Annotated in this window: 27 protein-coding genes; 14 read left to right on the top strand and 13 right to left on the bottom strand. The window is 58.0% G+C overall.

The genetic code is table 11. The features are described 5' to 3' along the window. Positions 1-88: 88 nt before the first annotated feature. From V3314_RS18950 to V3314_RS18940, 3 genes are read left to right on the top strand one after another with little or no spacing between them, the layout of a single operon-like run. The gene (locus V3314_RS18950; protein ID WP_338459497.1) at positions 89-517 is read left to right on the top strand and encodes a S24 family peptidase; all 429 of its coding nucleotides are present in this window, start codon (positions 89-91) and stop codon (positions 515-517) included. Then, positions 507-1,781 (top strand): Y-family DNA polymerase, encoded by a 1,275-nt coding sequence (locus V3314_RS18945; RefSeq protein WP_338459496.1) that lies wholly within the window; start codon positions 507-509, stop codon positions 1,779-1,781. The genes V3314_RS18950 and V3314_RS18945 overlap by 11 nt, the downstream gene beginning before the upstream one ends. After that, entirely contained in the window at positions 1,775-1,984 is a 210-nt protein-coding gene (locus tag V3314_RS18940; protein ID WP_085615073.1) for a hypothetical protein, read from the top strand. The genes V3314_RS18945 and V3314_RS18940 overlap by 7 nt, the downstream gene beginning before the upstream one ends. 127 nt (positions 1,985-2,111) lie before the next feature. Here V3314_RS18940 and V3314_RS18935 read toward each other — a convergent pair whose 3' ends face one another. Then, a complete protein-coding gene (locus V3314_RS18935) occupies positions 2,112-2,834 on the bottom strand; it encodes an SDR family oxidoreductase (protein WP_338460322.1) in 723 nt (240 codons plus the stop codon). 139 nt (positions 2,835-2,973) lie between these two features. Then, on the bottom strand, positions 2,974-3,762 hold the full coding sequence (locus V3314_RS18930) for an SDR family oxidoreductase (RefSeq protein ID WP_338459495.1): 789 nt from the start codon (positions 3,760-3,762) through the stop codon (positions 2,974-2,976). A gap of 130 nt (positions 3,763-3,892) precedes the next feature. Here V3314_RS18930 and V3314_RS18925 point away from each other — a divergent pair, with 130 nt between their 5' ends. Continuing rightward, a complete protein-coding gene (locus V3314_RS18925; RefSeq protein ID WP_338459494.1) occupies positions 3,893-4,801 on the top strand; it encodes a LysR family transcriptional regulator in 909 nt (302 codons plus the stop codon). 89 nt (positions 4,802-4,890) lie between these two features. Here the strand turns inward: V3314_RS18925 and V3314_RS18920 are convergent, their stop codons facing one another. Both V3314_RS18920 and V3314_RS18915 read right to left on the bottom strand, forming a co-directional pair. Then, the gene (locus V3314_RS18920) at positions 4,891-5,169 is read right to left on the bottom strand and encodes a putative quinol monooxygenase (RefSeq protein WP_338459493.1); all 279 of its coding nucleotides are present in this window, start codon (positions 5,167-5,169) and stop codon (positions 4,891-4,893) included. 36 nt (positions 5,170-5,205) lie between these two features. After that, positions 5,206-5,613 carry a hypothetical protein gene (locus tag V3314_RS18915; RefSeq protein ID WP_338459492.1) on the bottom strand — a complete coding sequence of 136 codons (408 nt, stop codon included), beginning with the start codon at positions 5,611-5,613 and terminating at the stop codon, positions 5,206-5,208. Between the two features lie 491 nt (positions 5,614-6,104). Here V3314_RS18915 and V3314_RS18910 point away from each other — a divergent pair, with 491 nt between their 5' ends. From V3314_RS18910 to V3314_RS18900, 3 genes are read left to right on the top strand one after another with little or no spacing between them, the layout of a single operon-like run. Further along, positions 6,105-6,971: a class I SAM-dependent methyltransferase gene (locus tag V3314_RS18910; RefSeq protein ID WP_338459491.1), complete on the top strand. Its 867-nt coding sequence runs from the start codon at positions 6,105-6,107 to the stop codon at positions 6,969-6,971. Positions 6,972-7,003: 32 nt separating this feature from the next. Further along, positions 7,004-8,044 (top strand): MerR family transcriptional regulator, encoded by a 1,041-nt coding sequence (locus V3314_RS18905; protein ID WP_264209512.1) that lies wholly within the window; start codon positions 7,004-7,006, stop codon positions 8,042-8,044. Positions 8,045-8,067: 23 nt separating this feature from the next. Next, complete coding sequence (locus V3314_RS18900; RefSeq protein WP_313853149.1) at positions 8,068-8,967, top strand: alpha/beta hydrolase; 900 nt, start codon at positions 8,068-8,070, stop codon at positions 8,965-8,967. A 14-nt stretch (positions 8,968-8,981) separates the two neighbouring features. On the opposite strand, the gene V3314_RS18895 is transcribed toward V3314_RS18900, so the two are convergent. From V3314_RS18895 to V3314_RS18885, 3 genes are all read right to left on the bottom strand, one after another. Next, on the bottom strand, positions 8,982-9,296 hold the full coding sequence (locus V3314_RS18895; RefSeq protein ID WP_338459490.1) for a hypothetical protein: 315 nt from the start codon (positions 9,294-9,296) through the stop codon (positions 8,982-8,984). Continuing rightward, positions 9,277-9,519 carry a hypothetical protein gene (locus V3314_RS18890; RefSeq protein ID WP_338460321.1) on the bottom strand — a complete coding sequence of 81 codons (243 nt, stop codon included), beginning with the start codon at positions 9,517-9,519 and terminating at the stop codon, positions 9,277-9,279. Before V3314_RS18890 ends, V3314_RS18895 begins: the two co-directional genes overlap by 20 nt. A 403-nt stretch (positions 9,520-9,922) precedes the next feature. Next, a complete protein-coding gene (locus tag V3314_RS18885) occupies positions 9,923-10,510 on the bottom strand; it encodes a hypothetical protein (RefSeq protein ID WP_153670799.1) in 588 nt (195 codons plus the stop codon). 321 nt (positions 10,511-10,831) lie between these two features. Here V3314_RS18885 and V3314_RS18880 point away from each other — a divergent pair, with 321 nt between their 5' ends. Next, positions 10,832-11,428 (top strand): hypothetical protein, encoded by a 597-nt coding sequence (locus V3314_RS18880; protein ID WP_338459489.1) that lies wholly within the window; start codon positions 10,832-10,834, stop codon positions 11,426-11,428. 601 nt (positions 11,429-12,029) lie between these two features. Here the strand turns inward: V3314_RS18880 and V3314_RS18875 are convergent. Beyond that, positions 12,030-12,704: a polysaccharide lyase family 7 protein gene (locus V3314_RS18875; RefSeq protein WP_046615177.1), complete on the bottom strand. Its 675-nt coding sequence runs from the start codon at positions 12,702-12,704 to the stop codon at positions 12,030-12,032. A gap of 235 nt (positions 12,705-12,939) precedes the next feature. On the opposite strand from V3314_RS18875, the gene V3314_RS18870 reads away from it, so the two are divergent. Beyond that, positions 12,940-13,263, top strand: coding sequence for a DUF1654 domain-containing protein (locus V3314_RS18870; protein ID WP_046615178.1), 324 nt, complete (start codon positions 12,940-12,942; stop codon positions 13,261-13,263). Positions 13,264-13,393: 130 nt separating this feature from the next. Here V3314_RS18870 and V3314_RS18865 read toward each other — a convergent pair whose 3' ends face one another. Continuing rightward, complete coding sequence (locus tag V3314_RS18865; protein ID WP_046615179.1) at positions 13,394-14,218, bottom strand: S24 family peptidase; 825 nt, start codon at positions 14,216-14,218, stop codon at positions 13,394-13,396. A 163-nt stretch (positions 14,219-14,381) separates the two neighbouring features. Between V3314_RS18865 and V3314_RS18860 the strand changes: the two genes are divergently transcribed. Both V3314_RS18860 and V3314_RS18855 read left to right on the top strand, forming a co-directional pair. Continuing rightward, a complete protein-coding gene (locus tag V3314_RS18860; protein ID WP_046615180.1) occupies positions 14,382-14,747 on the top strand; it encodes a hypothetical protein in 366 nt (121 codons plus the stop codon). 65 nt (positions 14,748-14,812) lie between these two features. Beyond that, positions 14,813-15,298 carry a glycoside hydrolase family 104 protein gene (locus tag V3314_RS18855; protein ID WP_085599233.1) on the top strand — a complete coding sequence of 162 codons (486 nt, stop codon included), beginning with the start codon at positions 14,813-14,815 and terminating at the stop codon, positions 15,296-15,298. A 73-nt stretch (positions 15,299-15,371) separates the two neighbouring features. Here V3314_RS18855 and V3314_RS18850 read toward each other — a convergent pair whose 3' ends face one another. Continuing rightward, positions 15,372-15,554 (bottom strand): hypothetical protein, encoded by a 183-nt coding sequence (locus tag V3314_RS18850; protein ID WP_025338686.1) that lies wholly within the window; start codon positions 15,552-15,554, stop codon positions 15,372-15,374. Between the two features lie 290 nt (positions 15,555-15,844). On the opposite strand from V3314_RS18850, the gene V3314_RS18845 reads away from it, so the two are divergent. After that, complete coding sequence (locus V3314_RS18845) at positions 15,845-16,666, top strand: shikimate 5-dehydrogenase (protein WP_046615182.1); 822 nt, start codon at positions 15,845-15,847, stop codon at positions 16,664-16,666. A gap of 127 nt (positions 16,667-16,793) precedes the next feature. Here V3314_RS18845 and V3314_RS18840 read toward each other — a convergent pair whose 3' ends face one another. The 3 genes from V3314_RS18840 to V3314_RS18830 all read right to left on the bottom strand — a co-directional run bounded on the left by V3314_RS18840 (position 16,794) and on the right by V3314_RS18830 (position 18,246). Continuing rightward, complete coding sequence (locus V3314_RS18840) at positions 16,794-17,036, bottom strand: hypothetical protein (protein ID WP_013973119.1); 243 nt, start codon at positions 17,034-17,036, stop codon at positions 16,794-16,796. A gap of 97 nt (positions 17,037-17,133) precedes the next feature. Continuing rightward, on the bottom strand, positions 17,134-17,661 hold the full coding sequence (gene gloA / locus V3314_RS18835) for a lactoylglutathione lyase (protein ID WP_338459488.1): 528 nt from the start codon (positions 17,659-17,661) through the stop codon (positions 17,134-17,136). Between the two features lie 225 nt (positions 17,662-17,886). Continuing rightward, a complete protein-coding gene (locus V3314_RS18830) occupies positions 17,887-18,246 on the bottom strand; it encodes a histone-like nucleoid-structuring protein, MvaT/MvaU family (protein WP_046615184.1) in 360 nt (119 codons plus the stop codon). Positions 18,247-18,607: 361 nt separating this feature from the next. Between V3314_RS18830 and V3314_RS18825 the strand changes: the two genes are divergently transcribed. Together V3314_RS18825 and cobF are read left to right on the top strand one after the other, a co-directional pair. Next, a complete protein-coding gene (locus V3314_RS18825; RefSeq protein WP_338459486.1) occupies positions 18,608-19,897 on the top strand; it encodes an OprD family porin in 1,290 nt (429 codons plus the stop codon). A 67-nt stretch (positions 19,898-19,964) separates the two neighbouring features. Beyond that, a complete protein-coding gene (gene cobF, locus V3314_RS18820; protein WP_046615186.1) occupies positions 19,965-20,714 on the top strand; it encodes a precorrin-6A synthase (deacetylating) in 750 nt (249 codons plus the stop codon). Positions 20,715-20,764 lie beyond the last annotated feature (50 nt).

The following is a 20,764-nucleotide window of genomic DNA, read 5'->3' as shown; positions in this document are numbered from 1 at the left end:
CCGTCAGAATTTTCACCATCCAGGATTGACCGGGCAGCCGATGCCGGATTTACTGTATATGCATACAGTCTGCTTCGGACCTTCCACCATGACTATCACTTTCTTGGGTACGCCAACTGGCGGTACCGAACTGCTCCCGTTGTATTCGTTTCGCGTGCCGGCCGGGTTCCCGTCGCCTGCTGCGGACCACCTGGAAGGCCATATTTCCCTTGATGAGTTATTCGACCTCCGTGCGCCCCATGTGTATCTAGTGAAAGTCGAAGGCGACAGCATGCAAGGGGCAGGCATCTATTCCGGGGATATCGTCATCGTCGATCGCGGCCGCGAGGCTGAACACGGCGATGTGGTGATTGCCGCGGTTAACAGCGAGCCAGTTTGCAAGCGCCTGCACCGCCGCGATGGGGTGGTCATCCTGCAGTCCGAGAACCCGGCATATCCGCCGCGGTACATCATGGAGGGCGACGAGCTCGTGATATGGGGCGTTGTGCGTTACAGCGTTCGTGACCATGCGCAGTGACCAAGTGTTTGCATTGATCGACTGCAACTCGTTCTACGCGAGCTGCGAGCGCGTATTTCGGCCCGACCTGACCAAGACCCCGATCGTCGTGTTGAGCAACAACGACGGCTGCGTGATCGCTAGGTCATACGACGCTAAGCCATTTGTGAAGATGGGCGAGCCGTTTTTCCAAGCGAAGGAAAAGCTGCGCCGACACGGCATCATGGCCTTCAGCAGTAACTATGCGCTCTACGGCGACATGAGCGAGCGTGTCATGACGCTGATCGAATCGATGGTGCCGGCAACAGAGGTCTACAGCATCGACGAGTGTTTCGCTGACCTTTCCGGCATTCAGGAAAACCTGACCCAGTTCGGACGAAAGCTGCGCTCGAGGATCTTCCAGTGCACGGGGATTCCTGTGGGTGTCGGGATCGCCGGAACCAAGACGCTTGCGAAACTGGCCAATCACACCGCCAAGCGCCTGCTGGCGCAGACAGGTGGCGTCGTCGACATCACCGATCCGTTCAAGCGCGATTGGGTGTTGCGCAATACCGAGGTGAAGGAAGTATGGGGCATTGGTCGGCGTATGACCGCTCACCTTGAAGCGATGGGCATCCGCACAGCCATGGACCTGGCCAAAGCTGACGCCTGGACACTTCGCCAGAAGTTCAGCGTTGTGGTTGAAAAGACGGCCCGAGAGCTCGCTGGCACACCATGCCTTGAACTTGACGAGGCCGAACCGCCGAAGCAGGAGATCTGCTGCAGTCGGATGTTCGGAAAGCGGTTGACCGAGCTGGCGCCGATCAAACAGGCCGTGGCCACTTATGTTAGCCGCGCTGCGGAGAAACTGCGGGCTCAAGGGTCAGTGTGCAAGCGCATGCGGGTCAGCATCCGCACAGGCATGTTCAATCCGGAGGAGGCGCATCACGCCCAGGGTGCGCTGGTGGAGCTTCCTTACCCAACCTGCGACACGCTGCTGATGACTCGACTGGCCACCGATGCGGTCGGGAGGATCTTCAGGCCTGGGTTCCGCTACAGCAAGGCCGAGGTGCTGCTGATGGACCTGCGGCAACCAGGTGAGTTTTCAGAGGATTTGTTCGCGCTCAAGCAATCGGTGGCATGTGACCGGCTGATGCAGGTGATGGACGACATCAATGAGCGCTGGGGAAGGGGGACAATGCGAGCCGCCAGCGTGCCGGCGACACCAGACTGGGGGATGAGGAGGGAGATGATGAGCCAATCCTATACAACGCGGATCGATCAACTGTGGACGGTCAAATGTTGAGCCTGCCAGCGGCCTGGCTGGCCGAACTCAATGATCAGCCCGCTCTTGTAGCCGATCCGGATGGCCGAGCCGGGGTGCTTGCTGAACTCGCGATTTCTGCGCACCGACGCGGGGACGTTGATGCGGGGCAGTTGGCCGACATGCTGGAGTTTGCCGAGGCGGCTAGGTTGTGGGCTCTGATTGAGGATGAAGTGGCAGCTTGAGCCGCTCGATGCGCCCGGCGGCTAGGGGGACGTTTGTCGCCGGTCGTGAATGGCTGCTTTCGACCCATAGCGGCCATTCATCGAGGACATCAATCGGCCAGAAACGGCCCTTCGAGGAGCACTTCAACTAGAACGCGCTCCTACCGATTGATGCACCGCCATCAACGTAGAGTGTCTGCCCAGTGATGAATGAGCTCTGCTCGCTAAGCAGGAATGTTGCTGCGGCAGCTACTTCATGAGGCTTCCCTAATCTCCCCATAGGTACTGCTGCAATGTAAGCGGCCTCGCCGGAGCTTCCTTCAGGATTTCCACCTCGGAACAGATCTGTCTCGATAGGGCCGGGGGCGATCGCATTGACTGTGATCCCGGTTTGCGCCAGCTCCAGCGCCCAGCCTCGCGTGAAGCTAATCAAGGCGGCTTTTGCGGCGGCGTAGGATGTGCGTTGCCGGATTCCGAGAACCGTCAGGCTGGAGATATTCACTATTCTGCCCCAGCCCCTTTCGGACATACCCGGCAGGAGAGCCTGGGTTGCCAACAGTGCAGGATGCAAATTGACCTTCATGACCTCGTCGAAGCTCGTTAGGTCGACGTCAACGACGCCTTGAGGCTTCACCAGCCCTACGTTGTTAACGAGCCCGTCGAAGGTATAGCGAGCCTTAAGTCCTTCAAGCGCCTGGATGGTGCTATCTGTATCGCTCAGGTCGGCAGCAATCAATTCTCCTGGGAAATGACTGTCTTCCACCCGTCGAGCGATGCCAACAACTTGGTGCCCACTGGCCGCAAGCTGCTCGGCGATAGCCCGACCGATGCCCTTACTGGCGCCCGTTATTAGGAATGTACGTTCCAGCATGCCGCTCATACTGCTCTCCTTTCGCCTAGGTGCTTCTACGCCGCTATGCCCTACGTCGGGCATAGCGTTCGAGCCCGTCAGCAAGAAGGTCATTTAATCCTTCGTTTGCGGGCAGACTTTTTTTCATCACGCAACGGATTTAGACGATGGTCTGCACAGTGCCGCCTTCTGCACGAATTGCCGCACCATTGATCACCGCAGCACGTTCACTGGACAGGAACGCCACTACGTTTGCGACTTCGGCTGGTTTGGCCAGACGGTAGATCAGCGAAGAGGGGCGATTCTCTGCCATGAATTTCTTCTCGGCCTCAGCATAAGGCAGTCCCGGATTCACAGACTCGATGAAACCCTTGAGGCTTTCTGTCTCGGTAGGCCCTGGCAGCACGGCGTTGACGGTCACCGAGGTGCCCTTGGTCAGCTCGGCAAGGCTGCGGGAGATCGACAGTTGCGTAGCCTTACTCGCGCTGTAATGGGCCATCGCGGCCATCGGAGTCAGTGCAACTTCGCTTGAGATGAAAATCACCCGGCCATGGCCGCGCTCCAGCATGCCCTTCATGTAGGTACGGGCCAACCGCACCCCACTCCAGACATTGGTCTCAAACATGCGCTGCCAGTCTTCATCAGTGGTGCTGAAGAAGTCGCTCAGCCCATAGGTGCCCATGTTGTTGATCAGGATGTCGACTTGCGGATATGCGGCGGCTGCGACCGCCTCGCCACCAGCCTGACTGACATCTGCAACTAGCGGCAGAGCACGCCCTTCGCCAAAACGCTTGTTTAGCTCGCTGACGCGCTGCGCCACGCCAGCTTCACTACGCCCGTTGATGATGACGCGAGCTCCATCTTCTAGGAGTTGAGTGGCAATCGCCAAGCCGATGCCTGCAGTGGAGGCGCTTACCAATGCAGTTTTGCCTTCTAAACCAAGGTTCATACCATTCTCCAACGTTGAATTGAGGGGCGGATCAGTCCGCTGGGGAGAAGTATGGAGGTGTTCGAATGCATTGATTAGCGCATGCAATGGAATATGATTGCAGAAGAAAATTCACATATAGGATGAGTTCATGGACAGCCGTAGCGGAGAGATGCTGGTCTTCAGCAAGGTCGTCGAAACCGGCAGTTTCTCTGCTGCAGGAAAGCTACTGAACCTGACGCCTTCAGCGGTAAGCAAGCTCATCTCCCGGCTTGAAGAGCGATTAGGTGTGCTCCTTTTTGAACGCTCTACACGTCAGTTGGCAATCACTGGTGAAGGTGCTCGTTTCTACGATAGTTGTGTCCGGATACTTAACGACATCGAGGAGGCGGAGCACGACGCCTTCGGCTCGTCTGCGGCCCCGAGTGGCCTCCTGCGAATCAATACGTCGGTGCCTTTTGGCACGCACCAGCTCCTCCCGATTATCAGTAACTTTAACCTTACGTATCCCGACATCACACTCGATCTATCGCTTACAGACGCCTTGGTTGATTTGAAGCGCGAACGCATTGATGTAGCGATACGCATGGGGCCGCTGGACGACGCAAGCTTTCGTGCACGCATGTTGGGTAGCAGCCGCCGCGCGGTCGTGGCTTCACCGGGCTATTTGGCTCGTCATGGTGTACCGAGAACACCGGATGAGCTGGAGAATCATCGTTGTTTCAATTTCAACTTCCGCCGATCCCGTGACGAGTGGCCGTTCAAGCTGAACCAGCAAACCCAGTACTTGGCGGTGCGCGGCGATATGCTGACCAACAATGGCGAAACCATGCGCCAGATGACGGTCAATGGGCTGGGGATTAGCCGGCTAGGAATGTTCCATGTCGCAGAGGATCTGAAGGCGGGTCGGCTCGTCGAGCTGCTCGCTGATTTCAATCCAGGGGACACCGAGGAGATCCATGCGATCTTCAACAACCAGCGCTACATGCCGCAACGGGTGAGAGTCTTCATCGATTTCCTGGTTGAGCGAGTCGGGCCGTTGTTGAGGTCGCTTGGCTAAAAGGAAAGGCCGCAGTCTGGGATGCGGCCAATATATGCTGCTGGCGGTTTGAGCCTTGCCTCAGCCCGTCCGGCTTTACGAATTTTGACTCAGGCCACTTGGTGCATTTCATCAAGCTCGAACTCGCCTATGCAGTGTCCAGCTGTTTGGCGAAATGCGCGTATAGCATCGCCCTGCATATGTGCTCTCCAAGCGGTTGCAGACTCCCAACGTTCGAAGAACGTCACCAGACCAGGGTCTTGGACGGATACGAAAAGCTCATAGCTGAGACAGCCCGGCGCCTCGCGACTTAGGGTTACAAGCGTCTTCTGAGCAGTGATCATCTGCTCCTCAAAGCCTTGCCTGGCCCGCGCACGGGCGATGATCACCAATGATCCATGCATCATCCTTTCTCCTCCCGACAGTTACTGGGGTGCTTTCGGCGGGTACTGATCGATGTCCTCAGCCGATGGGCCACCGTTCAGCCAATCTACTACCCAACCGCTTTCCAAAATGTTGAAAGTTTGCGATCCAGCCGGTAACCAGGCTTCATGCACGACCCCACCAGGAGCTCGGAAGAAGCCACCGTTCTGGATGTTGTAGTGGACCCCGTTAGATTTGAAGACGTGTGTGCCGCCCACCAACACCACATGAGTTTCTGCGCGTTGATGAGTGTGCGGTTTGATGTGTACCGCCACAGGCGTACGGAACATCAATGTGGTAAGGCCGGTTTCCTTGTCTTCATGAAGAATGGCGTACTCAGGAGATTTCTCTCCCAGCTGCGGAATGGTCTTCTGCCATTCAAATTGGCTGGGATTGATGAGCTGCAGCACCGATGGCGTCGGTGGTTGCTGCTACGTAGATGCAGTTGCGTTCGTAGTCACGCCTTGCAGCGCGATCAGCATCACACCGAGGCTAAATAGTTTCTGGAATACATGTTTCATGGTGGCTATCTCGTGGGGCATTGATGGATGGAAGTATCCATCGGCTCACTGAGGGGGATTAGCCACCAGGCCGGAACATGTTTCTTGAATCAAATTCAAATCGCCGAGCTAGGCAGCCAGGTGGCAATTGAAATGACGGCATTACCCGATAGTCGCCTTGAGCGAATGGCAGCTATGGGTCGAAAGCGGACGGTGCAGATAGGAATGTTGTCTTGGCTACATGAGCCTGTTTCTCTGAGCTGAACAACTAGTTTGCCTTGGGGGCTGATCCTGATGGGCGAAAGAGTCGAACAGGAACGGGAAAACGGACTTGACCCTGACGTTACGGGAGGGTTGACCATTTCTATGGTCAACTGAAATCAATGGGATGTGATTGAAACATGAACCCGCAACCACTGCTCGATGGCATTCCCCGCCGCCAGTCAGCGCTTACCATGGCCCTTGCACGTGCGGTCCATCAACTGCTCGATGAGCCCACGCTTTTGCAGGATAGACACGCGTTCGACATATTGGGCAGCAACCTGGCGCGACAAACGCTCGTTGACCCCTATGTCCACAACGCTCCCATGCTTCGAACAATGCGCGCCGCTGTGGTCGCACGCACCAGGCTTGTGGAAGACAGGGTCGTTCGCGCTATTGGCACCGGAGTTCGCCAGGTCGTGATCTTGGGAGCAGGCCTGGACACGCTGTTCCTTCGCATCCCTGACAACGTCAGATGCGTCGAACTGGATCAAGCGCAGACCCAACAATGGAAACTTGACCGTCTGAAGGAGAGCGGCATTTCCGTTCCTTCCAACGTGGTCTTTCTGACTGCCGACCTGGCTGAAGCCCCCCTGATGGAATTGCTCGGTAACCATGGAATTGATCCGAAGCTGCCGACCATATTCAGCTGCTTGGGCGTGCTTCCTTACCTGGAAACCTCAGTCGTTTCGGCGATCATCCGCCAGGTTTCCCTTTATTCTTCCCAGAGCGAGATTTTGTTCGATGCCCGCATCTCACGCGAGTTTCTGTCTCCGGTAGAGCAATGGATGGAAGATATGGCTGCGCGGTCTTTCGCGGCCGCAGGGGAGCCCTGGCTAAGCGCGTTTGATCCCGCTCAATTAATGGAGATGCTCCTTTGTAACGGGTTCTGCGATGTGGAATGCCTGGATGCGGAAGCAATTAACACACGCTACTTCATGCGTCGGCGAGATGGGCTCCAGGCCGTGGATGGTGGCTTGCGCCTGTTCACCGCAACTGTAGGCTAATGTGCATTGAATTGGCGTGAGGGGACATTGCTGTGCAGCTAAAAGTCGGCGAACTTGCCAAGCGGGCGGGGCTTTCGGTACGCACATTGCACCACTATGACAACCTCGGGCTGCTTGAACCGTCAGTTCGCTCCGATGCCGGTTATCGGCTTTACGGAGCGGCAGACATCCAACGGCTCAACAAAATCCTGGCGCTTCGCGAGCTGGGCATTTCTCTGGGTGAAATCCGCCAGATCCTGTGTGAAGGAACACTTTCAACCCCGGCCATTCTTTCTGCGCAGCTGATCCGTGTCGATGCCGAGATAGCGCATCAGCACAAACTTCGCACCCGTCTGGAACGTTTGCAACGTGCACTACTTGAAGAAGACCTGTCGGAGGCGGGTTGCCTCAATACGCTGGAAGCGATGGCGTTCTATCGCCACCATCTCAGTGAAGATGATCTCAGTTTGCCCTTGCTTGGAGCTAACGGAAGATTTGCGGCTCCTTGGCAAAAGCGTATTGATGGTCTCAGGGCATTGTTTGAAAGGGGAGTGTCTCCACGCGCATCGGCTGCTCGCCGTGCGGCACGCGATTGGATTGCGCTGGTGGAAAAAGACACGCGGTCAAACGCTGGAATGTTCGTGCGCGTGGACAATCTGCTCACTTCGCGCGGGGAGGACCTGTTTAATACGGGGTTTTCTCCACAGCTTGGAGAGTACATCCTGAAGGCGTTCTGCGAGCACCGCCTGCTGATCTATCGCAAGCATTTGAGCCCCAACGCCTATCAATACCTGCGACGCACTTACATCGGCGTGATGCGGGAGTGGCCAGGCCTGCTTGATAGCCTGGAAGTCCTGCGCAACGCTCATTGTCCAGCCACGAGCGCCGAGGTGCAGCTGATCGCAAGGTCGTGGCTGGCCATGCGGCACAAGCTGGCACTGGACGACGCCGCACTCCAGGCCATACGCCGTGCAGAGGAGTCCGAAGAAGAATTGCGCGTCGGTACCTGGCTCCATCCCTGTCTGCTGAAGTTTCTTGAAAAGGCCGTCGCTTCGGTTTCTGCAAGCGCGAATGTCCAGGCGCCCGGCGCATGATGAATACACTAAAACCATAGATTATGTTTTCGAAATATCCTTTACGTCCAGGCACCGAATCGCAGGCAACAGGTCCCGTTATCCAGTTCTGCGAAGCGCGTGGTATCCCGTACACTCATTTTGGAGAAAAGCCGCCGGAAGTCGTTGTGATTAACGGTGGACAAGGATTTATGCGGCAGCAGACGCCTCGCCGTCAGCGCAGGGATTGTCGGCGAATCGCCCGAATTCTGCCTGCAAATACTTCGTTCGTCTTGCTTGGGTATCCCGATGCAGTACCAGGTGCGACCTTGCAGATACTTGCGGAACGTATGGCGGAGCTGGTCGCTCGACGATTTGGGCCCATTATCCTGGTCGGTATATCATTCGGGGGCATCCTGGCATTGCGCCTCGCTTCTCGGAACGCTGCCCTTGTCCGCAGGCTCATTCTTGTTTCAAGCGCTCACGAGCTTGGCGAAACCGGCAGGGGGTTGGTTCGTCAGCAAGTGTCCCACGTCCTGGCTCAAGATTACGTTGCATTGATGGAAAGTTTCACTACTGTCTTTCGGCGCCCATGGCGAAACGCCTTGCTACGCGCGGCACTTTGGCTTGGTCGTAAGCGACTGGCTCAGCGAATGGGGAATACCCAAACGATTGTTCGTTACCTGAATGCTTTGTTGGAATGTTCCGGCGAGCGTGCAGATTGGCTGAACAGCATCGAGGCACAGACTTTGGTTATTGGCGGAAAGGATGACCAGTTCTTCGGAGAAGGCGCGATGAAGCGAACAGCCGATCGAATAGCAGGTTCGACGCTGCATCTAATCGAAGGAGAACAGCACATGATGATGGTTGAGTGTTCGTGCATTGTCGCACGCGCCATTGCCAACTGGCTCGCTGATGCTCAAGGTGCTCCATCGATAAAGGCAAAAGATGGTGTTGAACCGTAAGCCCAGCGTCTCGGTCACTTGTGCTTCGGGAAAAGGGCGGAAAGAATTTGCCACCTTTTCATTGAATCGGCAGGGCAGGGCGCCCATAACTCTTCTTCGATGAACTCGGCGTATCGGTCGACAACTTCTGCGCAGCCGTTCATGCCCAGGTCATGGGATGTACCGTCTGGATCGAGCCACTGACCGGAGACCACACGGAACTCTAACTCCCTGTAGCCATGGGCGTCCCAGTCGCTCGACCAGGCGCCGGTCTTCGACTGCTCGTCAACGAGGTCGGTGATCTCGCATTGCAGCACACTGGCCTCCGCTTCAACCAACACCTCGTACACAATGCCTCCTAGGGCATTCGCCCCGCCTACTGCGGCTCCATGTCGCTCTCCAAACTGATGCCCGCCGCCGGCCATCGTCATCCTGCACAACCACCTCGCCGTCGAGCCAGGCCGAGTGGACGGCCATCCGGGCCAGGTCCGCGGCCACCAGCGGCATACGGTCCGTCCAGTCGTACCCGTTCTTGGTGAGCAGCTGAACCGAGCCATCGATCCTGGCCAGCATCCGGTACCCGTCATACTTAATCTCGTATCGCCAGGCGCCGGCGGGTGGCCGGCCGACCAGCGTAACGAGCTGCGGCGCGATGCGTTCAGGGCACGGTACCGTCGGGGGCTGCATGACGGCCACCTCTCAGCTTCGGGTTGTTCCCGATGGAGTTTGTCGGGCAGGAAAGGTGCCTGCGACCCGACAAGCAGTGAGCAGCTACACAAAGGAAGGGAATCGTTCGGCAGAACGCCGGGGAGGGTGGTTCAGGTGTCTAAAACCGCTCAAAAGCATCTCGGTTTTGCTGGGCGAAAGTCGCTGAAACTGGCAGAACCATATTAGACAGGCTCGATTCGCAGGCCGCATTGGTCGCGGTCTGAGGTCGATTATTTCCGCTACTGCTGCATTACTGGAGGCAAGCCCGCTAGCTGACGACAAGTGTTGCGCTGTGATGGCTCATGCCTGAGGAAAAAAGGGCTTCTTCATCTTTGGACGCCTCATGAAGCTTTGCCAAAACTAGCGCTACGTCCTCTCGAGCGCGTATGGCGAAAGAGCTGTCCTTAATGCATCGCTCCCAAGGGGTGCTCAACAGCTCATGATGTGCGGCCAGATAATTGCCTACATTCCTTTTAAGCGGTGGCGGGTTGAGCTCCGTAGTTCTGCCGTGCGCGATCGTATTTCTGAACTTGAAAAGCTCCGTTATCGTCTGCAGCGGTCTGGCCCCAGAACCTAGTGGAAAGGTCGCTCCAATTTCCCGACAGAGCAGGTTGAATTTTTCATCAGTCGGAAGGCGATCATAATCGCTCCATCGATCCATGGTTCGAGATCCAAGGTGATTCAGATATGCTTCGAATGTGAACGCCGTTAGCAAGATGCTGGACAAAAATTGCCATGACGAGCCTTCCGGGTTCGAAAGGCCTACGTTGAGTACGCATTCTGAGGCATGCCAAAGTTCCGAGTAAGTGTGCACAGTACGTCGTTTTTCTACGATAACATCAAGCGGCTTCGACATTCACAAAACCTTTGGTTAGGTAGGGTTCTATCGCCTCTCTGGCGCAGCGTAAACCTTACAAAAATCGATTCCAAAACAGAAGTGGCGACCCTTGCTGCATGCGGCCTGTAGCGGAGCCATTTCGTTTTAGTTTTGGAATCGATATCGCCTTTGGAACCGCATGAACCGGGCGCTCATACCACGGTCTTGAAATCCGTTGACAAATTTCGACTTATTTCACGGACGTTTTCGGTCGCCAGGTTAGGATCTGGTTCCGACCTCTTGCAGCGATGCCGTCCACACTACAGAATCTGGCGATTAGCCGCGATGTCAGGATGTGCGATGGTCACAAGTGATGCTATATCGATTCTTCGAACTCAAGTAGACGCAGCCAAGCAGAATGGGTTGTCTGAGGTTTCACTGGATAGCCTGTCCAAGCTGATTGATCTGATAGAACAGGAAGATCAAACCACGCCGACTGGTGTCGAGCACGCTCAAGCAGCGCTGGAGAAATTCAAGTCAGATCTCTCTGATTGGCAGGCTTCAAACCAGCGAGACCACGAAAGCAATTTGGAGATGTTGCGAGCAACCATCGGGACCTCTCATCTTGCTATCAAAAGTGCGTTGCTCATCAACGGCGGAGCCGCTGTCGCGTTCTTGGCATTTCTAGGGAATGCTTGGTCTAGGTTTCCAGGGCTAGCTGCCAAATCTTTGCTTGCTTGCTCACTTGGCTATTTCACGTGGGGAGTGCTGTTTACCGGCATAGGTGCATGTGTTGCCTACGTATGCCAGGCAGCTATGAGTGGGGAGTTTGGGGAATTCAGCCAGAAGATCGGGGAGGCCTTGCGCTGGGTTGCCGTGATTTTAGTAGTGGGATCGTTTGTGCTTTTCTATTTCGGCTGCAGCACGGCGATCAAGGCTTTTGAGGTGGCTGGATAATACGCCTTTTCTCGCTTACCCGCCTACTCCAGTGATTCCGAGCCGATACCAATTTTGATACCACTAATAGGGGAATGGAGGAGGGTGTAGGGGTATTTTGTCCAGTAAAATCATCCCTCAAGCACCGCCAAACACCCCTATAAAACTGCATGGTGATGTCGGCCGAAGAGGGCATAGTGGCTCCGGAAAAGCGCTGGATGGGCGTACAGCCACTTCGTACCAATTTTCGTACCAATAGCTGTGTTTTCGCGAGGGATGCAGTGTGGTGGGGAGGGCTGGAAGGCCCGTAAACACGGGCTTTCTCCACTTTCATAAACTTGCCAAAACGCAAAAAACATCTCTGGAGTATGGCTGATTTGCTGTCGAATGCCTTATGACTAAAGGGCGCAACGTGAACGAAATTTAATCCGGTACCAGTTCTTTCCTATCATCATTCTGTCGAAGCCAACAGTACAACCTCGCTCGGCCTGCCGCTGGATCAGCCCGCCAGCCATGAGTATCGCGCCCGAGGGCGACCGCAAATCATGACCGCGCACGGCGATCCCGATGCAACCTGCACTGGGGGGCAGGGGCATCGGGATGCCTTGCCGGTTGCCTGGGTTCAGGCATGGATCAGCGAGAGGTCGCTGATGATGCAGATCGAGCCGTCATCGGCAGGCGTGGTATCGGTGTAGTCCACCTGGTTGTAGACCCCGCCATGGAATTCGAATAGCTGCGAAGCCCAGGTGCTGTCGAACTGCAGATCGCCGGACGAACCGCTCACTCCATTGCACCTGGCTGTGACGTTCACCACGCCTGCGGAGGTGGCGTGGATGCTCACCTCGAACTTCGCCCCTAGCGGTACCCCCTTGAGCACCGTGGAATTTACGGGATCTGCCTGGTTGTAGGTCTGTCGAAACCCCAGGGTGATGTCGCCCTTCTTCCAGAACACCTTCACGGGCGGGCTGTCGTCCCCGTAGACGTGCATCTGCGCAATGACCACCTTCTGCGCCCAGTTGACCTTGGTCAGCGTCATCTCCTGACGATTCCAGTGATCTGGGGCGCTGCCCAGGGTCCAGTATCTGGGCTCCGACCATTCGCAGCGGGTCCTGCGGGTGCTTTTGCTCGAGGCGCCTTTGGTGGGGGCAAACAACTGGACCGAACCATCGCTGAGCACTGTCACGTAGGTCGGGTACAGGGCAATCGCTTCGCTGCCGGTGAGTTCGCCCGCTACGGTGCTGATCGATGATTCGGCTACCGGAACGGCGATGGTGAGGTTGCGGATATCTACGCTCATGGTGTAACTCCTGAATGAAATGACGGTTGATGCCACAGCAGCACGGTGGCGGCTGCTGGAACGAAATTTAGCCTCACGCTAAATTTGTGTCAATAGCTCATGGCTAAAATTATTTCGCCGGGCGACAAATTACCTGTTGGCGAAAATTTTCCGCAGCGGGGCTTTACGCTTGATTTGCCAGTGAGATAAGCTTTCCTCGAATACTGTACGAATATACAGCTGTCAGGATAACAATATGTCTAAGCAGATGAAGTCGACGCCCCATCAGCGCCAGGAAATGACCGGAATGGAGCGGCTGAGCTTGCGGGTATCAGCGATGATCAACCACCCGCTCGCGCAGACGCAGCGTTGGGTGACGGTACATCGCCTGGATACCGATGGTGATGCCGAGTGGGAGGAGGTGATGGGCCTGCTGGCCGAGACGCCCGAGTTGGAACTGACCTTCAACGACGACGAGAGCGTGACGGTGCGCTGGGAGCGCGGCAGCGTGGAGGAGCGCGAAGACTTTATCGTCGAGCAGGACAGCGAGCAGCCGGTAGAGGAGGCGGCACCTTTCTGAACATCGGAAAATGCCCGCTTCGTAGGAGCAGCCTTGTGCTGCGAAAAGGCCGGGACAGGCATGCCTTGTCAGTACTGGCCTGTTCGCATCACACGGCTGCTCCTGCAGTACCCCGCTAGATCAATGACGCTTACACAAGGTGCGCATTCCACACCAGCAGCACCCGTGCCTGGATGTAGGTCTCTTCCCGGCGAATCACGCGGTCCTTGTGCCGCGAGTTGTCGGAAATCATCTCGAAATGGTCTTCGTCGGCAATCTGCAGCCGCTTGATGTAGATGTGGTCGCCCCAGGAGAAGAGGTAGATTCCATCGCCGACGAACTCGCGGATGCTGACGTCCACGATCAGCGGGTCGCGGTGCTTGATGGTCGGCTCCATCGACTGGCCCCAGCCGGTCACCATCTTCAAGTGGTGGTGCTCGCTGAACTCCACGCCCAACTCACGCAGATGGCTTGGGCTGACGCGAACATCCTTGAACATCTCGGGGTAGTCGTGGGGAATCTGCCCGCCGCCCATTGCCGCACGGACGTCGTAGTGGGCAATCCACACTTCGTCGCCCACCAGGCCTGGCCGAACAAGTTCAGCTGCCACCAGCGTCGAGTCTGCCGGCTCCTCAGCGGCGGCCAGTAGCCTTTGCCGGGTTTCTTCAGGGATGCCTCTGCCGCTTCTGGCAAGCATCTGCTTCACCAGGTCGGCCGCGGAAAGCTTGCTGTCGCCAGCCTCGACCGGCGACTGCGCCTGGTCGCCCGCTGCCATCGCGTCGAACCACCCCCGCGGCAGGCCTTCGATGCCCTCGATTCTGCGGGCCACGTCATCGCCCAGGTTCTTCGCTGTCTTGTCCGAAAGGATCTGGCTCAGGTGCGCAGGCGCCATCCCCCAGCGCTCTGCGCAGGATCCCTTCCTCTGGCTGCCGATCAGCTTGACCAGGTTGTGCTTGCGAATTTCGTAGATGTCCATGGGGCGAAGCATGCCAGTGTTTAGCTCGCTGCTAAATATGCTCAAAGCTAAATTTCGCTTGTCATTACATTAGCTGTAGGCTAAATTTAATATGCAAGCAAGGAAAGCCTCCGAGAAGCTGTTCTCCAGGGCTTACGACATCACCATCGGAAATGAGGTTTTCATGGATCCGACTGACCTCGGCCCAGGCACCATCACCTGGCTGGGCGGAACAGGCACCGTTTTGCTGGGTGCATTCCTCTGGCTGCGCAAGTGGCTGTCCAGGGATGCGGCTGACCGTGCCATGGACAACGCTGATATTGGCGTGGTCCGGCGCCTGAACGAGCTGCTCGACATCGAGCGTGACGCACGAAGGGAAGCGCAGGCCAGGGCCGATCAGTTTGCCAAGGAACGCAATGAGCTGGTGGTCACCGTAGGGCGCCTCGAGGGCAAGATCGAAGCGCTGACCAGTCGGGGCAGCCATCCTCCCCGGCAGGTCATCGTCCAGGGTGAGGGGGTCGCCCGCCTGCGCGGGAAGCAGGGTGAGTGAGGCGGCCCGCAAGACAAATTCTGTTCACGCCCATGCGTATGGGCCTTTTTCTGTATGGAGACAACATGGCTCGATTGGATTCTGCCGCTGCCGGCGGCGCGAACGTGCTCGCATTCCTGGACATGCTGGCCTGGTCCGAGGGTACCTCGACCATCGTTGCCAGTGATGATGGCTACAACGTCCTGGTCGGCGGTCAGCTTTTCAATGACTACAGAGGGCACCCGAGGCAGAAGGTATGGTTGCCCAGCTACGGCATCCACAGCTCCGCAGCGGGGCGGTACCAGATTCTGGCCGGTACCTGGGATGCCATCGTGAGCACTTATGGCTTCAATGGCCGCTTTACCCCTGAGGCCCAGGACCTTGCGGCAATCAAGTTGCTGAGCGAGTGCGGCGCACTGGCACTGATCAAGGCCGGCCACATTACCCAGGCCATTGCCAAGGCCGCGCCCATCTGGGCCAGCCTGCCTGGCGCTGGCTACGGTCAGCATGAGCACCAATTGGCCGCGTTGTTGGCAATGTTCATCGCCTGCAGCGGGGAGGTGCAGGCGTAGCGCCCAGGCAAAAAAAGACCCGCCAGGTAGGCGGGCCAGAAGGGCGTAGGGAGCAACGCACAACAAATACGGGTCAGGCGACCAGGGTGCCTGGTTGCAACTGTTCGACCAGCGCCTGGGCCGAGGCGAGGGTAGGCATCGGGCCGCTTACGGCTTCGCCGTTGCGCACCAGGTACCAGCATGCCAGCAGGCCCTGCTGACGCAGCGAAGCGGGGACGGCACTGCCGACGACGGACATGATCTGGATAGTGGCCATGTGGACCTCCTGTAAAACATGGCCCTACCTTACGCAGCAGCCGGGGCGGTTTGAAATTAACTTCCTCGATAGTGGTCATTGGTTCTATCAACATTTACCACCGCGGCGGGCCGTAATACACCGGTGGCGGGCCGTAGTAGGTTCGGTAGCCCGGGGGCGGTGGTACTGGCGCGTAGTACGGCTGGTAGTACAGCTGAGCATGGGGGAACGGTAAAGGTTGTGTAAGCGACGACCAGCGGTTACCTCTGTTACGCTGAACAAACGTTTCAGTTATGGCAAAGGAGCAGGTTATGTCGACAACTCCCAGCAGAGACACCGTGCTGTGCATTTCCCTGGCCGGCCGCCCCGGCACCTTCGGGGTACGGTTCCACAACCACCTGTACCAGCAGTTGGGCCTGGACTTCTATTACAAGGCCATGCGCACCGATGACCTGCCGGCGGCGGTGGCGGGTATTCGCGCCTTGGGTATCCGCGGTTGTGGTGTATCGATGCCGTACAAGGAGGCCTGCATGGCCTTGGTCGACGAGATCGACCCATCGGCGGCGGCCATCGAGTCGGTCAATACCCTGGTCAATACCAATGGCCACCTGAAGGCCTACAACACCGATTACCTGGCCGTGCGCCAGCTACTGGCGCAGCACCAGGTCGACCCGACCACGGCGTTTGCCTTGCGCGGCAGTGGCGGCATGGCCAAGGCCGTGGCAAGTGCCTTGCGCGACGCCGGGTTCGCCGAAGGCATCATCGTTGCGCGCAACGAGCAGGCCGGGCGGCAGTTGGCGGATGTCTGTGGTTATCGCTGGGTGCCGGAGCTGGAGGACCTGTGCCCACCCATGCTGGTGAACGTGACGCCGATCGGCATGGCGGGCGGCCCCGAGGCCGAGGAACTGGCGTTTTCCGAGAACGCCATTGCGGCGGCGGCGCGAGTGTTCGACGTGGTGGCGATGCCAGAGAGCACACCGTTGATCCGCCGGGCGCGGGCGCTGGGCAAGCCGGTGATCACCGGGCTGGAGGTGATCGCGCTGCAGGCGCTGGAGCAGTTCGTGCTGTACACCGGGGTGCGGCCGACCCGGGCACAGGTGGAGGCGGCGGTGGCGTACGCCCGGGATATCTGATTATTACTGTGCCGGCCCATTCGCGAGTAAACCCGCTTCCACAGGGATAGTGCCGGAATGTAGCGGCGGCATTACCCCTGTGGGAGCGGGTTTACCCGCGAAGAGGCCGGTACAGGCATCGACAAGGTCAGAACACCTTGTGCCCTTCATCCAGCTGCTGGTCGACCAGCGCCCGGCCATGGGCCAGCGACACATGCTGTGCGTTCTCGAGGTCGGAGAAGAACTTCATCGGCATCGACATGCGCCTGCTGGTGTGTCCGTCGGGGTCGGTGATCAGGCACCCGGCGGCATAGGGCAGGGGGGAATCGGGGTGGGGCATCACGCTGGCGGTGATGGTGTGCTTGCGATATTCACAGTGAAGAGATTGCATCGTCCTTACCTCGCTGTGGCATGTGAAGCAGTTACCTTCATATACCACAGCAAGGGGCCGGGAGTTCCCGGCCCGACGAGCGAGCCGCGATGAGCGCTCAGCCTTTGAGTTCGGTCGGCTGGATGACTTCAACCCAGTAACCATCCGGGTCCTTGACGAAGGCCAGGTGGTTCATGCGCCCGTCCTGCAGGCGTTTCTGGAACGGTACATCCAGTGCCTCGAAGCGTGCACAGGCAGCGCGTACGTCTGGTACCGAAATGCAGATATGGCCAAAGCCGCGTGGGTCGGTATTGCCGTTGTGGTAGGCAAATTCGGCATCGTTTTCGGTGCCGTGGTTATGGGTCAGCTCCAGCACGCCCGGGATCGACTTCATCCATTGGTGGCGTTCGTTGTCATCGGCCGGGATCTGCGCCGGGTCGACCAGGGCCAGGAAGTACAGGCTGAAGGCAGCTTCGGGGAAGTCGCGCTTGTCCACCAGGCGGAAGCCCAGCACGCGGGTGTAGAAGTTCAGGGACTTCTCGATGTCCTTGACCCGCAGCATGGTGTGGTTGAAGACAAACTGGGCAGTGGCGGCGTCCGGTTGGGCGGTGACGCCAGGCAGGGTTTGCAGATCGTGCAGGCTCATGGGAACTCCTGAGACGGGGCCGGGCGCAGGGCGCCGGCAAAACAGACAGGCTGGCCATGATACGGCAGTGTGTCGATTGCGCAAATGAAAGCGCCCTGCACGAGGCAGGGCGCTGGAATTAGAGGCCCGCATGTGCGGGCGCGTGATGGGGTCGCTAGTCCTTTAGCTGTCTCGATACTGAGCCAGCCCTTGTGAAAAAAGTGTGAAGTACGTGTGGACGTTTCATCAGCGTACCCAGCTTTCTACCGTGGCGGCTCCGTATTGTTCTTTCCAGGCCTTGAGCCCACGGTGGTTGCCCCCTTTGGTCTCGATCCGCTCGCCGGTGTGCGGGTTGGTGTAAACCTTCACCACGCGCGCGCGGCGCTGTTGCTTGGGCGCTGCACTGGTAACCCGGGCCACTGCCTTCGGGTCGAGGATGGCGATGATATCGCGCAGGCTCTTGTCGTAGCTTTTCATCAGGCCGACTAGTTTCTGCTCGAATTCGATTTCGCGTTTGAGGCCGGCATCCTTTTTCAACGCTTCCAGTTGCGCCATCTGTTCCTGGAGCGCTTTTTCGGCAGCACGAAACTCTGCAAGTCTGGACACTGTAATCACTCCTGTACGTCGGTCGTGGCAGGGCGTGACGAACATTGAAGAAGAATAAAAACGCCGGCCACGCGGGTGGGTTCCGCTGTTCGCTGATATCGAGTGTAGTCATTCGTGGGTACTGGGTAAACTGCAAACTTTTTGTAAGTAAGCCGGGAACTTTCCTAGTTTTGTGCGCGGTATTTTCCGGTTTTTCCGCGGTTGCCTTGCGGGTTGCTTAGACCATGGTCCAATGGCCCATGCCAGAGCCTTCGCGCGATCATTTCAGATGATGGCTGGCTATTGTCCGGCCCCCTCGCAGTACCGTGGCCAGTACGTGCCACAGGTTGTTTACTCGCCTTGATTCTGGATGTTCTCTCCCATGTTTGCCCCTTTCCCCCTCGCCCCCGGGCGTCGTGTTGCCGGCCTGTTCCTGTTGTGTGCCGGCGTCAATGCCCAGGCCGCCGGTTTTCTTGAAGACAGCAGTGCAAAGGTCGAAGCACGCAATGTCTATTTCAACCGGGATTTTCGTGACGGCCACAGCAGTTCCAGCCAGGGTGCGTCCAAACGCGAAGAATGGGCACAAGGTTTCATCCTCAATGTACAGTCGGGTTATACGCAGGGGCCGGTAGGTTTTGGTGTGGATGCGCTGGGCATGTTCGGCTTCAAACTTGACTCCAGCCCGGCGGACAGTAACAGCGGCCTGTTGCCGTCTTCCGGCCATGACCCACGGCACTCGGCGGACCAGTACGCGAAGATGGGCCTGGCGGCCAAGGTCAAGGTTTCCAATACCGTGCTCAAGTACGGTTCGATGATGCCGGATTTGCCGCTGCTCAAGTACAACGATGGTCGCCTGCTACCGACCATGTTCCATGGCGCCATGCTCACCTCCGAAGAAGTGCGCGACCTGAAGTTCACCTTGGCCCGCCTGGACAAGTACACCGCACGGGATTCCACCGACCGCCAGGACATTCGGGTGCATTGCAAGAACAAGCGCTATGCCTGCGATATCGAGGCTGATCACTTTGACCTGGCCGGTGTCGATTACCGTTTCAACGAGCGCTTCAGCGCCCAGTACCAGGTGGCCAAGCTGGAGAACATCTACCGCCAGCACTTCCTCGGCCTGGTGGCCAGCCAGCCATTGGCCGTGGGCAGCCTGACGGCAGACCTGCGCTTGATCAAGAGTGACGACATCGGCAATGCCCGCGCCGGCGAAATCGACCATCGCGCGTTCAGCGGCATGTTCGGCTACAGCCTGGGTGGACACAAGCTCAGTGCCGGCTGGCAGCGCATGTATGGCGACAGTGCCATGCCATACCTGGATGGCACCAACCCGTACCTGGTCAACTATGCCCAGGTCAACGATTTCGCCGCCGCCCAGGAACGTTCCTGGCAGGTGCGTTATGACTATGACTTCAAGGCCCTGGGCGTGCCCGGCCTGACCTTCTTCACCCGCTACATCAACGGTGACAATATCAAGGTGCCGGGCAGCACGGCCGAAGGCAAAGAGTGGGAACGCGACACCGAGTTCAAGTACCAGGTGCAAAGTGGCACGTTCAAGGATGTCAGTGTGCGCCTGCGTAATTCCACTTACCGCAGCAACTATGAAAAGTGGGCGCGTGACATGGACGAGACTCGGGTGATTGTCAGCTACAACTTCTCCGTCTTCTGATGGGGCGCTTTGCCAAATACCGGCAGCCACCTGACAATGGCTGCTGGTTCCCGCAAAGGGCAGGGCAATGAAAGACCTGTTGTTGATCGGCATCGGCCCGGGTGACCCGCGCCAGGTCACCTACGAGGCGGTCGATGCGCTGCGCCAGGCCAGCGTGTTCTTCGTACTCGACAAGGGCGGCGACAAGGACGAACTGGTGCACCTGCGCAAGGCCATCCTGCAACGCTACAGGCCCGAGGGCGGCTACCGCCTGGTACAGGTGGCCGACCCTGCACGCGATGGCCAGGCGGATGACTATCTGGGCGCGGTGCAGGACTGGCACCGGCAGCGCGCAGCGCTGTATGCCCAACTGATCGAACAGGAGATAGGCGACGGTGAAACCGGCGCTTTTTTGCTGTGGGGCGAGCCGACGCTTTACGACAGCACCCTGCGCATACTTGGCCTGGTCCGCGAGCGTGGTGTGGCGCTGCGCCTGCGGGTAATTCCGGGCATCAGCAGCGTGCAGGCGTTGGCGGCGCGCCATCAGGTGCCGCTCAACCGCATCGGTGAGCCGTTGACCGTATTGCCGGGGCGGCGCCTGGCCGGGCAGGGGCAGATCGACAATGTGCTGGTGATGCTCGACGGGCAGTGCGCGTTTGCCCGGCTCGATGATCCGGCATTGATGATCTACTGGGGGGCGTACCTTGGGACCGCGGATGAGGTGCTGATTGCCGGGCCATTGCAGGCGGTAAAGGCGCAGATAGTGGAAGTGCGTGAGCGGGAGCGGGCGCGCAAGGGGTGGATCATGGATAGCTACTTGTTGCGCAGGGAGCTGTGAGGTGTGTTACCTGTTCCGGCCCTTTCGCGGGTGAACCCGCTCCCACAGGT

It is taken from the genome of Pseudomonas sp. TE3-3-F2023 (assembly GCF_036784815.1).
Lineage (GTDB): Bacteria > Pseudomonadota > Gammaproteobacteria > Pseudomonadales > Pseudomonadaceae > Aquipseudomonas > Aquipseudomonas pudica.
The sequence above is the reverse complement of the archived record's forward strand: the minus strand, read 5'-3'. Positions and strand labels throughout refer to the sequence as shown.

What these genes read in the sequence shown, in the direction of transcription:
- V3314_RS18910 (WP_338459491.1), top strand. Translation starts at nt 6,105, where the DNA reads ATGAACCCGCAACCACTGCTCGATGGCATTCCCCGCCGCCAGTCAGCG.
- V3314_RS18935 (WP_338460322.1), bottom strand. Translation starts at nt 2,834, where the DNA reads ATGCTGGAACGTACATTCCTAATAACGGGCGCCAGTAAGGGCATCGGT.
- V3314_RS18880 (WP_338459489.1), top strand. Translation starts at nt 10,832, where the DNA reads ATGGTCACAAGTGATGCTATATCGATTCTTCGAACTCAAGTAGACGCA.
- gloA (WP_338459488.1), bottom strand. Translation starts at nt 17,661, where the DNA reads ATGAGCCTGCACGATCTGCAAACCCTGCCTGGCGTCACCGCCCAACCG.
- V3314_RS18865 (WP_046615179.1), bottom strand. Translation starts at nt 14,218, where the DNA reads ATGGACATCTACGAAATTCGCAAGCACAACCTGGTCAAGCTGATCGGC.
- V3314_RS18930 (WP_338459495.1), bottom strand. Translation starts at nt 3,762, where the DNA reads ATGAACCTTGGTTTAGAAGGCAAAACTGCATTGGTAAGCGCCTCCACT.
- V3314_RS18950 (WP_338459497.1), top strand. Translation starts at nt 89, where the DNA reads ATGACTATCACTTTCTTGGGTACGCCAACTGGCGGTACCGAACTGCTC.
- V3314_RS18945 (WP_338459496.1), top strand. Translation starts at nt 507, where the DNA reads ATGCGCAGTGACCAAGTGTTTGCATTGATCGACTGCAACTCGTTCTAC.
- V3314_RS18885 (WP_153670799.1), bottom strand. Translation starts at nt 10,510, where the DNA reads ATGTCGAAGCCGCTTGATGTTATCGTAGAAAAACGACGTACTGTGCAC.
- V3314_RS18925 (WP_338459494.1), top strand. Translation starts at nt 3,893, where the DNA reads ATGGACAGCCGTAGCGGAGAGATGCTGGTCTTCAGCAAGGTCGTCGAA.
- V3314_RS18900 (WP_313853149.1), top strand. Translation starts at nt 8,068, where the DNA reads ATGTTTTCGAAATATCCTTTACGTCCAGGCACCGAATCGCAGGCAACA.
- cobF (WP_046615186.1), top strand. Translation starts at nt 19,965, where the DNA reads ATGAAAGACCTGTTGTTGATCGGCATCGGCCCGGGTGACCCGCGCCAG.
- V3314_RS18840 (WP_013973119.1), bottom strand. Translation starts at nt 17,036, where the DNA reads ATGCAATCTCTTCACTGTGAATATCGCAAGCACACCATCACCGCCAGC.
- V3314_RS18940 (WP_085615073.1), top strand. Translation starts at nt 1,775, where the DNA reads ATGTTGAGCCTGCCAGCGGCCTGGCTGGCCGAACTCAATGATCAGCCC.
- V3314_RS18890 (WP_338460321.1), bottom strand. Translation starts at nt 9,519, where the DNA reads ATGCTGGCCAGGATCGATGGCTCGGTTCAGCTGCTCACCAAGAACGGG.
- V3314_RS18845 (WP_046615182.1), top strand. Translation starts at nt 15,845, where the DNA reads ATGTCGACAACTCCCAGCAGAGACACCGTGCTGTGCATTTCCCTGGCC.
- V3314_RS18855 (WP_085599233.1), top strand. Translation starts at nt 14,813, where the DNA reads ATGGCTCGATTGGATTCTGCCGCTGCCGGCGGCGCGAACGTGCTCGCA.
- V3314_RS18850 (WP_025338686.1), bottom strand. Translation starts at nt 15,554, where the DNA reads ATGGCCACTATCCAGATCATGTCCGTCGTCGGCAGTGCCGTCCCCGCT.
- V3314_RS18875 (WP_046615177.1), bottom strand. Translation starts at nt 12,704, where the DNA reads ATGAGCGTAGATATCCGCAACCTCACCATCGCCGTTCCGGTAGCCGAA.
- V3314_RS18825 (WP_338459486.1), top strand. Translation starts at nt 18,608, where the DNA reads ATGTTTGCCCCTTTCCCCCTCGCCCCCGGGCGTCGTGTTGCCGGCCTG.
- V3314_RS18870 (WP_046615178.1), top strand. Translation starts at nt 12,940, where the DNA reads ATGTCTAAGCAGATGAAGTCGACGCCCCATCAGCGCCAGGAAATGACC.
- V3314_RS18860 (WP_046615180.1), top strand. Translation starts at nt 14,382, where the DNA reads ATGGATCCGACTGACCTCGGCCCAGGCACCATCACCTGGCTGGGCGGA.